Here is a 13632-nt window from a genome sequence, read left to right on the forward strand (position 1 = left end):
AAAAAATCATGGCAATTGCCGGGCGATTCAAATCGATAGCGTCAAAATTTGGTCCAGGGGGATTGCGGGGAAGCCAACTCCTATTGGTTTTAATGGTGGGACTCTCCACCAGTGGCTGTTTGCTGACCAAGGCAGTGACTGTGCCCATGCGGGTGGTTGGCGCCGCTACTTCAGCTGTGCCGGTGGTGGGTGGCGTGGTGGATACGATGCTGGATACCGCTGCCGACTCGGTGGATGAAATCCCCCTCTAAGGGGCGGCCCCAAACCTGACTACTGAAATCAAGCGATCCCAGCACCAGACCCCAGACCCAACCCGGTCATCACTCTTGGGGGTCGGGTACACCCACGGGAATGGCAATCCTAAACTCCGCCCCCTCTTCCACATTACACGCCGTGATGCGGCCGCTCATGTGCTCCTCAATGATCACCTTGGCCATGTAGAGTCCAATGCCAGTGCCGTGTTGGCTATCTTTGGTGGTAAAATAGGGGTCGAAAATTTTAGCCATGATCTCACCCGGCACCCCCCCGCCGTTATCCCGAATCAACACCACAGCATTTCCCTCTTCCTGAAGCAGTCGAATGGTAATTTCACCGTTGGTGGCACTGTTTTGGACGATGGCATCCTTGGCATTGGTGAGTACCAGCAAGATCACCTGGGAATATTCATTGGGAAAGCCGAACACCTGGATGGGGTGAGGGGCCGGTATAAAATGGGTCGCGATGTGATGGGATTTGAGGCTGGCACCCACCAGGGAGAGGGCATCGGTCACCACACTTTCCGGCTCGAAACTGTTCCGACGTTTATCGGGCTTGAAAAAACGGCGAAAATCATCGATGGTCGAAGACATTTTAAGGATGATCTTCTGCCCGGTTTCAACCTTTTCGTCGAGCACCTCTTCGGTCAACTCCCCATATTCATAAGCGCTTTGGATGTTGGCCAGGATCAAGTTCAGGGAGTTGATGGGCTGCCGCCATTGATGGGCAATGTTGCCGATCATCTCCCCCATGGCCGCCAGCCGTGACTGTTGCACCAACATCACATCCATCTGCCGATTTTTTTCCACCGCTTCCCGAATGCGTAATTCCAGGTTGGCATTGAGGGACTCGATCTCCTTCTGTCTTGCCTGGAGAAGATCCAGGGTGCGGCTCTGTTCGATGAGTCCAGCCAGGGTGTTGGCGATGATAAGTAGGGATTCCTCCTCTTCCGGTTCCTGTTGGCACCCTGGGGCAAGATAAAGATTGAGTACACCCAAAAGCCGACCATGATAGACCAGAGGCACGCAATAGTGGCCGTGAGGGGCCATCCCCTGAAAACGTATTTGGTGGCGCTCATCCAGGTGGCTGGAAAAAATCACCTGACGCGTTTGGGCGGCTTTGCCACAATGGCAGTAGCCCATGGCGATCCGGTTGCATTTTGTCAAAAGCGGGGCGTCCAACCCCCGTTGGGCCACCAGCTCCAGTTCGTTGTTGATCTCGTCCAAAAGAAAAATCGCCCCTTTGCCCTGGGTCACCACTGCAGAGCCTGAGAGAATCAGATCCAGGGCCTGGACCATTTGCTCCTTGAAACGACGGGACTCCAGGGCGGTTTGCAAAAGGGCATTGATGGTCTCCCGGGCCTGATGGCCACGCCGCTCCTTCTCTTCCAGCTGTATGCGCCGGGAGGTATCCCGAAACATGAGAACCGCTCCTGAAATCCGATTATCTTCAAGAACCGGTGTGGAGGTGTATTCCACTGGAAAAGTGGAGCCGTCCCGACGCTGGAAAAATTCATCGTTCACTTGGTGGGAAACCCCATCCCGAAGGGTGGTATGAATGGGGCTTCCCTCAAAGGTGTGGGGTTCGTTGTCGGCATGGGTGGGGTTGAGCAGCGTATGCTCATGGCGCCCGATCATCTCACCGGCCTCCCAACCGGTCATCTCAGCCCCAGCGGGATTGATAAAAGTGATGTGCCCCTCCTGATCGACCCCACAGATCCCTTCCCCGGCAGCGGCCAGAATGGAACGATTTTGCCGATTGGCCTTTTCCAGGGCCAAGGTACGCTCCTGAACGGTTCGGTCCAGATGATCCCGGTGAAGCCGTAACGCCTCTTCGTTTTCCCGGCGTTCCATTAAATTTTGTTGCATGCGGATCAAAAAGAGGCTCAAAAGGGCGGTAAAAAGCAGGCCAAAAATGAGAATAAACCAAGGCCCATAAAGCTCATGCCCGGGAGGATCGAAATCAATATCCGGGATGGCCTCAAAGGACCAGGGTCGGCCACCCACCTGAAAAATACGGGAAAAATGAGGGCTTGGTGGGGGTGATTCCAGGCCTCGGCTCTTTTGGTGTAGACCGGAATCCGCTCCCTTCGAGGTATACCAGGAAGCGTCTTGTGAAAAAACCGGCACATCACCGATTCGAAACAGGATGCCCCGCTCTTCCAGATGGGTCACGGCACTCTGAAGCAGTGATTCAAAATGAAAAATCCCCAGAACAACCCCCTTGTTCCCCCCAAGGGATCCCTCTGAAAGAGACTTTTTGGTGTGAACAGGAACCAGCAGGTAGAGATAAACACCCCTCTCAGAAGCTTGGGGATGGTCGGAAAGATGGCTCAAAAAAATCCTGGACCGACCAGTGGCAAGACTTTGGGTCAAAGCTTCAGATATAAATGGGTCAGCGGCCAGATCGGCACCCAAATCGATGTTCAGATCAGCCGCCAAATCGGTGCTCTGGGCGTTATTGCTATTTTCTGGGCGTTCCAGATAGTGGATGGGAAAATGGGTGTTTTGGAGGGTGGGCCTATTGTTGCCACTCTTTTTGATGGCAGGAGCCCATAAAAAGGCCCGGATATAACGGTGACGTCTGAGAAAAGGAGTCGTAAACGTTTTAAACTCCAGCCCCTCAACCCGGTCGGATGCCCCATAGAGACCCTGGATATTTTCCATAAGATCGACACCCATTTTGATCTCATGCACCACCTGATGATAGATTTCCCGGGCACCCCATTCCAAATCCCGTTCGATGCGCTTCCCCGACTCATTATCCGCCCACCAGTAGCCGCCACCTGCCAGCAGGAGGCCCAGGGCAGCCACAGCCCAAGCGGCAAAAAAAACATCAAATGAGCTGAAAAAATGGTGAAAAAAGCGTTTCATCCCTACCTCTGAAAAGCCTTTTTTTTCAAACCAAAGCAATGAACCTTGCATTCCTGAACAAAGAAAGGAACGCTTACACACGCAACCGCTCTCCAAGCATAGCCTTATCGGGCGGTTGTTTGGCAAAGATTTTAACGACGTTCCCCTCAGTGAGCCTGTCCAAAGCCGGGTATTGATGCGATGAAAACCACCATATCCGAATCTGACAGACTTTTTTTGAAGTCCATCAGCGTCCTCTATGTCGAAGATGATGCCGAAATTCACCGGCAGCTTTCCGAATATTTAACCCGGGAAGTGGGCACTCTCCACACCGCACCCAACGGTCGGGCAGGGCTTGAGGTTTTTGAGGAAATACACCCGGAAGTGGTGGTGACCGATATTTTGATGCCGGAAATGGATGGTTTGGAGATGGCCAAGATGATCCGGGAGAAAGATCCGGATGTGCCCATCATCGTCACCACCGCCTTCAACGACGAAGAATTTTTTCTCCGCGCCATCGAAATTGGCATCGAAAGCTACGTCCGCAAGCCCACCATCCCCCGGGATCTGGTACAGGCCATTTTAAAGTCGGCCCGACTGCTGCGTGAAAAGCGAAAGGTGATCCAGGCCAACCGCTATACCAATTTTGTCCTCGATATCCATCCCAGTTTTTTGATGGTGGTGGCAGGGGGTAAACTGGAGTACATCAACAAGGCCTTTCTGGAATTTTTGGGTTTTTCATCTCTCAGCGATTTTTTGCGCAGTGATGTGCACATCCAGGATTTTTTGGTAGACCAGGAGGGGGGATCCCTTTCCCGCCTCAAAGAGGGCGAGTGGGTCGGATATCTCCTGAAAAGCCAGGGGGAAACCCCCATTATCTATATGAAAGCCCCGGGAGAGTCGGAGTGTATGGTGCGCCCTTTTGCGGTAAGCGTGAACACGCTGCCCGACGAATCACGGCACATCTTTTCCCTCTCCGATATTGCCAGAATCGAAAATCAGATCAAGCAGCTGGAAAAAAGGGCCTTTACCGATTCTCTGACCGGGGCTTGCAACCGGGCCAAACTCCAGGGCAATCTGGAAGCGGAAATCAAACGCTCCATCCGCCACGGAGGCACCTTGTCGGTGGTGCTCTTTGACGTGGATCATTTTAAACAGATCAACGACACCTATGGTCACCAGGCAGGGGACGATGTATTGGTGGCCCTGGTGAGCTTCATCTCCAAAAAATTACGCGCCAGCGACCTGCTGGCCCGTTGGGGCGGGGAAGAGTTTATCATGGTACTCCCGGAAGTGGGGGTCCAGGATGCCATACTGGTGTCGGATAAAATCAGAAAAAACATCGAAAACAATAACTTCCCTAAAGTGGGACGGTTGACGATCAGTTTCGGTGTCACCCAATTTCGGGAGGGGGATACGCCAAAAAGTCTCATTGAACGGGCGGACCGCTTTCTTTACCAAGCCAAAAACAGTGGCCGCAATCGAGTCGAAGGCGGTTAATCCAACTCCCGAATAACCGAAGGTGGTCGACGTGGAACAAAAGCCCGTAAGCATCCCCAAAAAGAAAATTTTGATCGCCGATGACGACCGGGATTTCCGCGTCAACCTGGCTGAATTTCTACGCCGGGAGGGGTTTACCATCAGCCAGGCGGGGACGGGGGAGGAGGCGGTAGCCACCTTAGCCAAGGAAAAACACGATGTATTGCTCCTGGATATGGTGATGCCGGGCATGGCGGGGATTGCGGCCATCGGCAAAATCCGGGAGACCAACAAGACCATCAAAATCATCCTGGTCACCGCTTTTGCCACGGTGGATACGGCGGTGGAAGCGATGAAAAAAGGGGCGGACGACTACATTCAAAAACCCTTTCGCACCGATGAACTATTGGCCATCATCCGCCGGGCTCTGGAAGAGGCCCGTTTTGAGCTGGACATCAAACATTTAAATCTCGACTTTACCTTAAGCTCCCTGGCCAATCCCATTCGCCGCCGTACCATCCAGTTGATCGGCAGTGGCGAGGCCAACCGACTGATGGAAATCGCCAACAAACTCGCCGCCCCGGACCACACCAAGGTGCTCTTTCATCTTAAAAAATTGAAAGAGTCCGAAATCATCGCCCAGCGGGAAGACAAAAGCTACGAACTCACCCAGAGTGGCCAGCTGATGCATGAATTTTTGCGTATTTTAGCCCAGCACATCTCGGTTTTTACTGGTTGATTCTTCTAAAACCCCACGACTGATCCCTCTCACGCACACCTCTGATTTTCATCAATAACTCAATGGACTCTTCCTGGCTCGCCTTGAGCTGCTTTTAGGTTTGAAGCAAAACGCCCTTCCATCCAAAGCACCTTTACCACGCTACAAGTTTTTCCCTTATTCCAACACCAAAATCCACACCTAAACACTGCTCACTCCACAAGATGACCCCCTTCCAACCCTCCCCCTGATCCCCTTTCAGGCAGGGTGTATTCGGATTGGTCCGAAATCTCTTCCAGCCAAAGGCCTCTTTCTCCCCAAGCGTGTGAAACCACTTCACAAAGTTATCAGATAGATGGTGGGAATGTGAACGATGCAAACGATATATTTATGCAAAATTTCAACATGTTACACGTGTTTTCCACAGAATTCGCTCTACTTTGAGCGGAAAACATTAATCACCAATGTGAACCACTTTTCAATTTATTTTACGGCTTGGAAGGAGCCAGAATACCAGCCAACACTCAAAAGCAGGGCTTCACCCCTCTGCTGAGGGTTTAGAGAAAGTGCATTTGACAAGAGTTAGGCTTAATGGGGAGGAAAAAATGACCATTGCCACCGATGTCCAGGGACGGGAAGTCACTATCCGGGTTTCTGGAAAGTTCAATTTTGCACTGCACAAGAAATTCAGAGAGGCCTATCGCCATAACCTGCCGGGAGATATCTATCGAATTGACATGGCACGTGTCGATTATATAGATAGCTCCGCCCTTGGCATGCTGCTTCTGCTGCGGGAGCATGCCGGAGGGGATGGCGCCCATGTCAGCATCACCAACTGCAACCCATCCGTAAAAAAAATCCTGGAAGTGGCTGGGTTTCAAAAGCTCTTTCCTATTATTCCCTATGAGGATGCACCCACCGATCCCCCTTCTGACCTGACTCCAAACGGTCAAATTTAAGAAGGTCAAGCATCAAACGGCCAAAACTCGGACATATTTCCGGGGCATCCAACTCTACCGACATGGCTGCATGGTTCAAGCGTGAAGGGATGAATCTGGACAAACGGATGACAACTCCCACAAAGGGGTGGGAGTTGTTATTTCCCAAAGATCTCTCAACAGGCTTTTTGGGAAAAAAACCGGCTCCTTGGATAAATGGTGAAAAAAACGGAAAGGGCTCTCTTCCAGGATCATTGGGGCATGTGAAACTTGTTCACATCCACCAAGATCAAATTTTGACGATGAACCTTGGATTAACCAAAACAAACCTATTGATTATCAAATAGTTGCAAAAACAAAACAGACTGATACCAGGATACACACCAAGAAAATAAAAGAGGGATGTGAAGGAGTCTTCAATATTTTTTGTTGAGCCCACCTGCCACACTATAGACAACTGAATAATCGATGAAACAAATTGATCCAAGGACTCCAAACCAGACATAAAAAATGGTCGGATAAATTGATTAAGTTATTGAAAATATTATGAAAAAATAAAATTTAAAGGAGATGGCCATGAACGTAACAGGTCTGATTACAGCCGGAAAACGTTTCATGAATCTGGCGGAATACGACAAGAGTGAGATCTATTTCACCACCGCCATCAAAACCTGCGAGATTGTGGGTTGGCCGGAGGCTGTCGCGGAGGCTGCCGACCTCTATCACAAATCACCAGAGGACATCCGCAAAATTCAGTCACTTGTTTATTATTTCCGGGGCAGTGCCCGCCTGAACCGAGCATCCCTGGATGAGGCTCTGATGGATCTGGAACATGCTTTGGAATTGGATCCCAAGCTATGGCCGGCCAAAGTAGAAAAAAGCCTCTGCCGATTGCTTCTGAGTCGACAACCACTGTCGGCAGGATACATCCAGCGTGGCAAATCTATGGAGGCCTTCCACAGTGAGAAAAAGAAAGGCCTCAAAAAAGCGATGGAATCTTGTGCTGCCTGATTCAAACAGTTCGAGAGGGGCCTTTTCCATCTGTACCGGGGGGAGAAAGGGATGAAAAAAATCCTGATTGCAGACGATGACGGCGTTTTCGGTAGCAACCTTTCCGAAATCCTGCGCCGGGAAGGGTTCCTGGTTCAAAGTGTGGGTTCCACCATGGACGCAATCCACATCACCACCCAAGAATCTTTTGACATCATTCTTCTGGATATGTTGATGCCAGGAGCAGCTCGGGAAAAAACCACAACCTGCTTACGGCGAGTCAACAGAGCGGTCAAAATTATTTCCATGACTGTCTGCCCGGCCAGCTCTTACACCTACTCGACCATTAAGCACCAGTCCGACGCTTGTATCACCAAGCCGTTTGGTATCCACAACCTTTTGGGAGCCATCGATGATGTGGGCCAGCAGTCTGAAAACAACATGAACCGATGGCCCCATGACCCAAGCCACAAAATGATCAGAGAGATGCCAACGACCGTAACAGCAGCATGCAGCTAGGGGAAAAGCCCCACAGACCATGTAGATCAAAAGCGGGATCAGAACCAACGGTATAAAAAATACAAACCACAGAATTGGTTTGCAAAAGACCAAAAAAACAAAAAGTTACAAAAGTTTGACTGAAGTGGCTCCGGGGTGCCTTTTAAATGCCCCGTCTAAAGAAAAAAGCAGTGCGCTGGATCTATACAGGAGAAAAAGAATGTCCGTCCAAATGATCAATAATGGCAGTGAAGTAGTTATCGGTGTTTCCGGAAAATTTGATTTTTCGGTGCATAAGGATTTCCGGGAAGCCTATCGGTTCCATCAGCCCACTGGGCGCTATGTTGTGGACTTTACCCGGGTGGAACGCATCGATTCAGCCGCCTTGGGGATGCTTCTCCTGCTTCGGGATCATGCCGGAGGGGTGAGCGCCGACATCATCATCCGTAATTGCCAACCACAAATTCAAAAAATTTTGGAAGTGGCCAATTTTCATAAACTGTTTCAGATCCACTGACCCACGGATATAGAGAAGAATAGTTGGAGGTTTGGCAAGCTCTATCAAGGCTTGCGCCACAGGCCACAGGTTAAAGAAACAAGGATCACTGGAAGCGTTTCAGCCGGGGGGGGCTTGCAACGATTCCAGGGAGGGGGGTGGGACCGGTTTCAAGAATCATTTTGGGGCCGGTCCCAGCTTATTGGATTGTGTTGGTTGACGGGTGGTTGCCAAAGGGATTTGGCTTGAGCACGGGATCGACTTTGGGCTTGGGGGCCCGGGTCGATCCCGACTCAATGACTGCACGGATCGCAGGGGGTGGCTGAATGGATTCAGCCAGAGGGGGGATGGAAGCGGTATTGGGCTTGGAAGCCGGGTACCGACACCTTCTTGATAGCTGCACGAACCGCAAGGAGGGTGGCTGGATGGATTCAGCCAGAGAGGGTGGGACCGGTTTTGGGCTTGGGGGCCTGTGACTGGTTCCAAAGCAGCCGGGATAAAATGGGCTTTAGGTCTGGGAGCCCCAAGCCGCTTTATCCCAAAAACCCTCAAACGGGGGATAAAACGGCTTGGAGCTTGGACGCTTCAAGCTGGTTTTAGCAAGAGGGGGGAATGGCGTCCACATAGGGTCTGGGAACCCGAAGGACGCCAGCAGAGGGGGGCGGGACCGGTTACAGGCTTGGGGGCCTACAACCGGTCCCGGAACAACTCCCCCAAACGCTCTCTTCCACGCCTTTCCACTCACGCCAAATCATCACATCTCATCTGTTTGAGCCAAGCTGCCACACGCTCTCCGCCGCTTCAGCTTCACTCCACCGGAAACCAAATGTCCCCACAGCCAAATGGATTCACTCAATCCAACCAAACATGATCCCACCCGACTCAATAACCCACCAGCTCCACATATCCCCGACCATCCACCGCTTTTCCCAAATGCTTGCCCGAAAAATAAACCGCCCCTTCCCAATAACGCACCGCAGCGCCATCCAGCTCCTGATCCTTCAAGAGGGGAGTCACCGTCAGATCCAATCCTGAAGATAATTCCCGAAGCTGCCAACCCGAGGGGTAGCGGGCTCCACTCTTTGGGCTTATCCAGTGATCCAGGGGAGTGATGTGGAAGGTGCTGGCTGCAATGGGGGTTCGCTGGCCCTGGGGATCAAACCAACCCCCGGCGCTGTGGGGATCGTTTTCACCATCCTTTCTGCGCATCCGGTAATACATCAAATCCCAGCCATTATTCAGCTGTAGGGAAAACCAGTCCCAACCGCTCTGTTCGGGTTCCAGAGCGCTGGTGGACCACTCCCGATCAAGCCAGGAAAGCCCGGCAACCGAATGGATCTGCCCCTCCAGCTGAATGGTACCTGTCGTTGCCAGGCGGGGCAGGGAATAGTAGTAGGAAGCGTTGCCGGGTTTGGCCCCTTTTTGACTAAACCCAGCCTCCCCCTGAAGCATCACGGGCTTGATGGCAACCATGGTCAGATCAATGGCCATCTCTTGCTCTTGGGCTTTGAGATGTAAATCGGGTATATCCGCTGGCCCCCCTCGGGAAGTGAGCTGCCAATCCTCCAACCATATTTTCAGGGGAGGCCCCGATTCAGCCCCCGCCAACCCCAAAGCCAGACGCCCGAAACGTTGAAAATGGATGAATTGATTCCCCACTTCATCGGTCAAAGCCAAATGGCCCATATGGATGCCGTTGGCTGCCCATTTGGAGAGGCGCTCCTCTTCACCCGGTGGCGCCAGCCCAATGCGAAAGAGGGTCCACTGAAAACCAAACCGCTGTTTTGTTTCGGTTGATTCCAGATTGCCGGTCACATACCACCATTCGTGTTTATAGTCTGGATGGGGGCCGTGATCTTCGGGAAAGCAAAAGGGGTGTGGGGCCATCACCTGAACAAAACCATCGGTCTGGCCGGAACCCAGCACCTGGGAAACCGACATCTCCTCTGAAACTTCCCCCTCAGAAGTATCCAGCCACCACAGGCCGATCATCGCCAGGGTCAAAACCAGCAGCAGCCAACCGCCCTGTCGAAAACGAAACATCAATCACGCCTCCCGGAGGGCTTCGGCGGGCGGAATCCGGGAGATCCGCCACGCCGGAAAAACCCCTGCCAAGAGGGCGGTAGGTAGGGCGATCAGCAGCGCCTGAAAAAAAATCATCGGCTCCACATGCATCTCCAGGCTCCAACCAAAGGAGCGATGGTTGATCACGTGGATCAACAGTGCACCCTGGATAACCCCCAAAGGAATGGCCAAGAGCCCCGCAGCAAGCCCCATCAGTCCGGTTTCATAGGCGATGATCCGCCACAACTCCTTGGGCGTCAGACCCAAAGCTCGAAAAACCGCAAACTCCCGGGTGCGCTCCAGCTGAATGGCGGTGAGAGCGGTCAACATACCAAAAAAAGCCACCAGTACCGCCAAGGTCCGCAACACCCGGGTGATGGCAAAGGTGCGGTCAAACACCACCATGGAGGCCTCTCGAATCTGGCGGGTGGAGCGAATGTTGAGAGGAACCTCCCCAGCAGCCAGGCGTATGGCCTCGATCACCTCCACCACATCCACCCCATGAGCCACCCCCAAGCCCAGACCGCTCACCCCAAAATCCTGCCAATGCTTACGAAAAGTGGTCATGCTCATGGTGACCACCCCGGTATCGCTGCCATAGTCGTAATGGATGCCGATGATGGCAAAATCGATCACTCCCTGAACGGTGGGCAAGGTGAGACTGTCTCCAACCTCCAGCCCCCGGCGGAAGGCCATGGATTCAGTGAGAATCACCCCATCCCCCCTCTGAAACCGGGGCCAGAGTCGGGGAGCGCTATCATCGATAAAATCAAACCCTGAAAACCGCTCCTTCGGGAGATCCAAAATCCACAGATCGGTGGGCTCCCCCGGCGTCGGCAGAGTCACTTTGCGACTCAAACCCACACTGGCAAGACCAGGAGTAGCGCTGATTTTGTCAATCAACAGAGGGTCCAGCAGAGGGCGTTGGGTGGCGGGCCCTGGATGGATGGCAGTGACATAAATATCGGCACGCAGATAGGTGTGCAGCCAATCCACCACGGTGGTTCTGAAGCTGGAGATGAGAATTTCCATACCCAATGCTGTTGCCACCGCCACACTCAAGGCGGCGAGTGCCACCCCGGTACGGCTCAAATTGCGACCCACCCCACCTGGCGCCACCCCACCCAGGGGACCAAACAAACGGCGCATCCCCCCCTGCACCCTCCCCAGCAACCAGAGGGCAGAGGGTGGAATCAGCAACGCATAGCCGATCATAAGACCAAAAAGAGCGACGAAACCCCATGCCAGATGCCGAGAGGGAATCAGAACCATCATGCCAGCCATCAGCAGCAGCCCAATTCCGATCCACCCCCCCCGGCTCAAGGCCTGATGCGCCCGCCCCTCCAGATCGGCCCGGCTCAACACCACGGCTGTGGGCGAGGAGACCGCCTCCCAGGCTGGGGGAATGGCTGCAACCAGGGTGGCACCAACCCCCAACACCGCCCCTTTCAGAAGTACCACCCGATCCGCATGAAAATCTGTCACCTGCAAATGAAAATAAAGATCGTTCACCGTCCGGGCCACCAATCCCACCAGCCCTTCTCCCAGCAATACCCCCAGCCCCAACCCCAGCAGCGTTCCCGGAACACCCATGAGCAGGCCATCCGCCATGAGCCGGAGAAACAGCTCCCTTCGAGTCACGCCAAGGGCGCGCAGCAAGCCCAGGAGATGACGACGCTGCACCACCGAAAAGGTGACGGTATTGTAGATGATGAACATCCCCACCAGGAGCGCCAACAAGCTTAAAGCGGTGAGATTCAACCGGAAGGCCCGGGTGAGATTTTCCATGGCTTGGGCCCGCTCTCCGGCACCATGCAACCTCACCCCGCCGGGGAGAGCCGCTTCCAGCTTTTGGCGTTGGGCCAAGCCGAGAGCGTCATCGGGCAAAATCAGATCGATACGGGAGACCACACCAGGCTGCTTGAGCACCTCCTGGGCGGTAGCGATATCGACGATGAGGGTTTCCCGCAGCCCCTCCCGAGCCAGGGGATCCGGGGGATCGAAAAGAGCGATCAGGGTGAGGCTCTGAATCTCCCCTCCAGCCAGGATGGCGAAATCATCTCCACTGGAGAGCCCCATCCGCCGGGCGGTATCGATGTGGAGGAGGGCGGTGGCGGGTTGGGTGAGGAGGGGGGTTAACAGAGGCGGGGAGTTGGATGCCCCCTCCGAATCGTCACCAGGCGTGACCACATGGTTCAAGTAACCACGAAAGGGAGGTTCGGCCAGCAGATCCACTCCCAGGAGAGATAAGGCGCCTCCGGGGTGGTTTGGAGTGGTGACAAGCCCTTCTATAATGGGGGCGGCATGGCGAATGCCGAGGTTCAAGCGTACCTGGGTATAAAAGGCCTCTGGAATGCCCGAAGAAGCGCCCAAAATCCGGTGGGTGGCTCTGCCGGAGATCGCCTCGGTCGCCACCCGCATCGCCCGCACCGCCCCCTCATTGGCCAGATCCACCGCCGTCACCACCGCCACCCCCAGGGCAATGCCGATGATGGCCAATAAAGAGAGCCAGGGATGGGCTGAAAAATGACGAAGACTGGCCCGCCTGAGGGTGCTGATCATCTCTTAGGCATCGATGGTTGGGGAGTGATTTCGTGACTCTCCAGAGGGGGTTCCTCCTCCACCACCCCTGGCATCAATTGGCCCCGATGGAGGGTGAAAATTTGATCCGCTTGCCTGGCCAGTTGCAGGCTGTGGGTCGCCATCACCAGGGTCAACCCCTCCTCCCGAACCAATCCCGCCAGCAGCTGGGCCACTTGACGCCCCGTCTCCTGATCGAGATTGCCGGTCGGTTCATCCGCCAGCAGCAGGGTGGGGCGATGGATCAAGGCCCGAACAATGGCCACCCGCTGTTTTTCTCCTCCGGAAAGATGATCGGGGAAGGTATCGGCCCGATCATCAAGACCGACCCGTTGGAGATATTCCCCGGGCAGGTTTTCGATCCGCTCCCGGGAAGCGCCACTCAGTTCCAGGGGAAAGCGAATATTTTCGGCAACGGTCAGGGTGGGAATGAGGTTGAAAAATTGAAAAATGATACCGATGTGATGGCGGCGAAAAAGAGTACGCTGCTCTTCGTTGAGATGGGTCAAATCCCTCCCCCCGATGATCACCTCCCCACGGCTGGGGGTGTCAATACCGGATAGCAGGTTCAGCAGGGTGGTTTTGCCAGAGCCGGAACGGCCAATGATCGCGGTAAAAGTGCCTGGATCCAAACGGCACCCCACCCCATCCAACACCCGTAAGGTACGCCCTCCTTCACGATATTCCTTGGAGAGATTGGCCAGATGGACCAAAGGCGAGGTATGGTGGGGGGGCATCATGATGATCCCAACAAGTGGAGAA

The 13632-nt window shown here is 53.8% G+C and carries 13 protein-coding genes; 9 read left to right on the top strand and 4 right to left on the bottom strand.

From position 1 onward, the window contains the following. Positions 1-8: 8 nt before the first annotated feature. Positions 9-251 carry a hypothetical protein gene (locus HQL52_12500; protein MBF0370265.1) on the top strand — a complete coding sequence of 81 codons (243 nt, stop codon included), beginning with the start codon at positions 9-11 and terminating at the stop codon, positions 249-251. A gap of 69 nt (positions 252-320) precedes the next feature. Here HQL52_12500 and HQL52_12505 read toward each other — a convergent pair whose 3' ends face one another. Continuing rightward, positions 321-3128 (bottom strand): PAS domain S-box protein, encoded by a 2808-nt coding sequence (locus tag HQL52_12505; protein MBF0370266.1) that lies wholly within the window; start codon positions 3126-3128, stop codon positions 321-323. 180 nt (positions 3129-3308) lie between these two features. Between HQL52_12505 and HQL52_12510 the strand changes: the two genes are divergently transcribed. From HQL52_12510 to HQL52_12545, 8 genes are all read left to right on the top strand, one after another. Beyond that, positions 3309-4607 (top strand): diguanylate cyclase, encoded by a 1299-nt coding sequence (locus HQL52_12510; GenBank protein MBF0370267.1) that lies wholly within the window; start codon positions 3309-3311, stop codon positions 4605-4607. A 31-nt stretch (positions 4608-4638) separates the two neighbouring features. Further along, a complete protein-coding gene (locus HQL52_12515; protein ID MBF0370268.1) occupies positions 4639-5325 on the top strand; it encodes a response regulator in 687 nt (228 codons plus the stop codon). Between the two features lie 584 nt (positions 5326-5909). After that, positions 5910-6263: an STAS domain-containing protein gene (locus HQL52_12520; protein MBF0370269.1), complete on the top strand. Its 354-nt coding sequence runs from the start codon at positions 5910-5912 to the stop codon at positions 6261-6263. Between the two features lie 62 nt (positions 6264-6325). After that, positions 6326-6589: a hypothetical protein gene (locus HQL52_12525; GenBank protein ID MBF0370270.1), complete on the top strand. Its 264-nt coding sequence runs from the start codon at positions 6326-6328 to the stop codon at positions 6587-6589. A 268-nt stretch (positions 6590-6857) separates the two neighbouring features. Beyond that, positions 6858-7253 carry a hypothetical protein gene (locus HQL52_12530; GenBank protein MBF0370271.1) on the top strand — a complete coding sequence of 132 codons (396 nt, stop codon included), beginning with the start codon at positions 6858-6860 and terminating at the stop codon, positions 7251-7253. Between the two features lie 51 nt (positions 7254-7304). Further along, a complete protein-coding gene (locus HQL52_12535; GenBank protein MBF0370272.1) occupies positions 7305-7751 on the top strand; it encodes a response regulator in 447 nt (148 codons plus the stop codon). A 199-nt stretch (positions 7752-7950) separates the two neighbouring features. After that, a complete protein-coding gene (locus HQL52_12540; protein ID MBF0370273.1) occupies positions 7951-8247 on the top strand; it encodes an STAS domain-containing protein in 297 nt (98 codons plus the stop codon). A 305-nt stretch (positions 8248-8552) separates the two neighbouring features. Then, the gene (locus HQL52_12545) at positions 8553-8702 is read left to right on the top strand and encodes a hypothetical protein (protein ID MBF0370274.1); all 150 of its coding nucleotides are present in this window, start codon (positions 8553-8555) and stop codon (positions 8700-8702) included. Positions 8703-9108: 406 nt separating this feature from the next. Here HQL52_12545 and HQL52_12550 read toward each other — a convergent pair whose 3' ends face one another. From HQL52_12550 to HQL52_12560, 3 genes are read right to left on the bottom strand one after another with little or no spacing between them, the layout of a single operon-like run. Continuing rightward, entirely contained in the window at positions 9109-10269 is a 1161-nt protein-coding gene (locus tag HQL52_12550) for a carotenoid 1,2-hydratase (protein ID MBF0370275.1), read from the bottom strand. Between the two features lie 3 nt (positions 10270-10272). Further along, positions 10273-12852 carry an FtsX-like permease family protein gene (locus HQL52_12555; GenBank protein MBF0370276.1) on the bottom strand — a complete coding sequence of 860 codons (2580 nt, stop codon included), beginning with the start codon at positions 12850-12852 and terminating at the stop codon, positions 10273-10275. After that, complete coding sequence (locus tag HQL52_12560) at positions 12849-13607, bottom strand: ABC transporter ATP-binding protein (protein MBF0370277.1); 759 nt, start codon at positions 13605-13607, stop codon at positions 12849-12851. Before HQL52_12560 ends, HQL52_12555 begins: the two co-directional genes overlap by 4 nt. Positions 13608-13632: the final 25 nt, after the last annotated feature.

This window comes from Magnetococcales bacterium (assembly GCA_015232395.1).
In the GTDB taxonomy this organism is placed as follows: Bacteria; Pseudomonadota; Magnetococcia; order Magnetococcales; family JADFZT01; genus JADFZT01.

Excerpts from the sequence above, each read along its gene's own strand:
- HQL52_12530 (MBF0370271.1), top strand. The coding sequence starts at position 6,858 with ATGAATCTGGCGGAATACGACAAGAGTGAGATCTATTTCACCACCGCC.
- HQL52_12500 (MBF0370265.1), top strand. The coding sequence starts at position 9 with ATGGCAATTGCCGGGCGATTCAAATCGATAGCGTCAAAATTTGGTCCA.
- HQL52_12535 (MBF0370272.1), top strand. The coding sequence starts at position 7,305 with ATGAAAAAAATCCTGATTGCAGACGATGACGGCGTTTTCGGTAGCAAC.
- HQL52_12520 (MBF0370269.1), top strand. The coding sequence starts at position 5,910 with ATGACCATTGCCACCGATGTCCAGGGACGGGAAGTCACTATCCGGGTT.
- HQL52_12510 (MBF0370267.1), top strand. The coding sequence starts at position 3,309 with ATGAAAACCACCATATCCGAATCTGACAGACTTTTTTTGAAGTCCATC.
- HQL52_12545 (MBF0370274.1), top strand. The coding sequence starts at position 8,553 with ATGGATTCAGCCAGAGGGGGGATGGAAGCGGTATTGGGCTTGGAAGCC.
- HQL52_12550 (MBF0370275.1), bottom strand. The coding sequence starts at position 10,269 with ATGTTTCGTTTTCGACAGGGCGGTTGGCTGCTGCTGGTTTTGACCCTG.
- HQL52_12560 (MBF0370277.1), bottom strand. The coding sequence starts at position 13,607 with ATGCCCCCCCACCATACCTCGCCTTTGGTCCATCTGGCCAATCTCTCC.
- HQL52_12555 (MBF0370276.1), bottom strand. The coding sequence starts at position 12,852 with ATGATCAGCACCCTCAGGCGGGCCAGTCTTCGTCATTTTTCAGCCCAT.
- HQL52_12525 (MBF0370270.1), top strand. The coding sequence starts at position 6,326 with ATGGCTGCATGGTTCAAGCGTGAAGGGATGAATCTGGACAAACGGATG.
- HQL52_12540 (MBF0370273.1), top strand. The coding sequence starts at position 7,951 with ATGTCCGTCCAAATGATCAATAATGGCAGTGAAGTAGTTATCGGTGTT.
- HQL52_12505 (MBF0370266.1), bottom strand. The coding sequence starts at position 3,128 with ATGAAACGCTTTTTTCACCATTTTTTCAGCTCATTTGATGTTTTTTTT.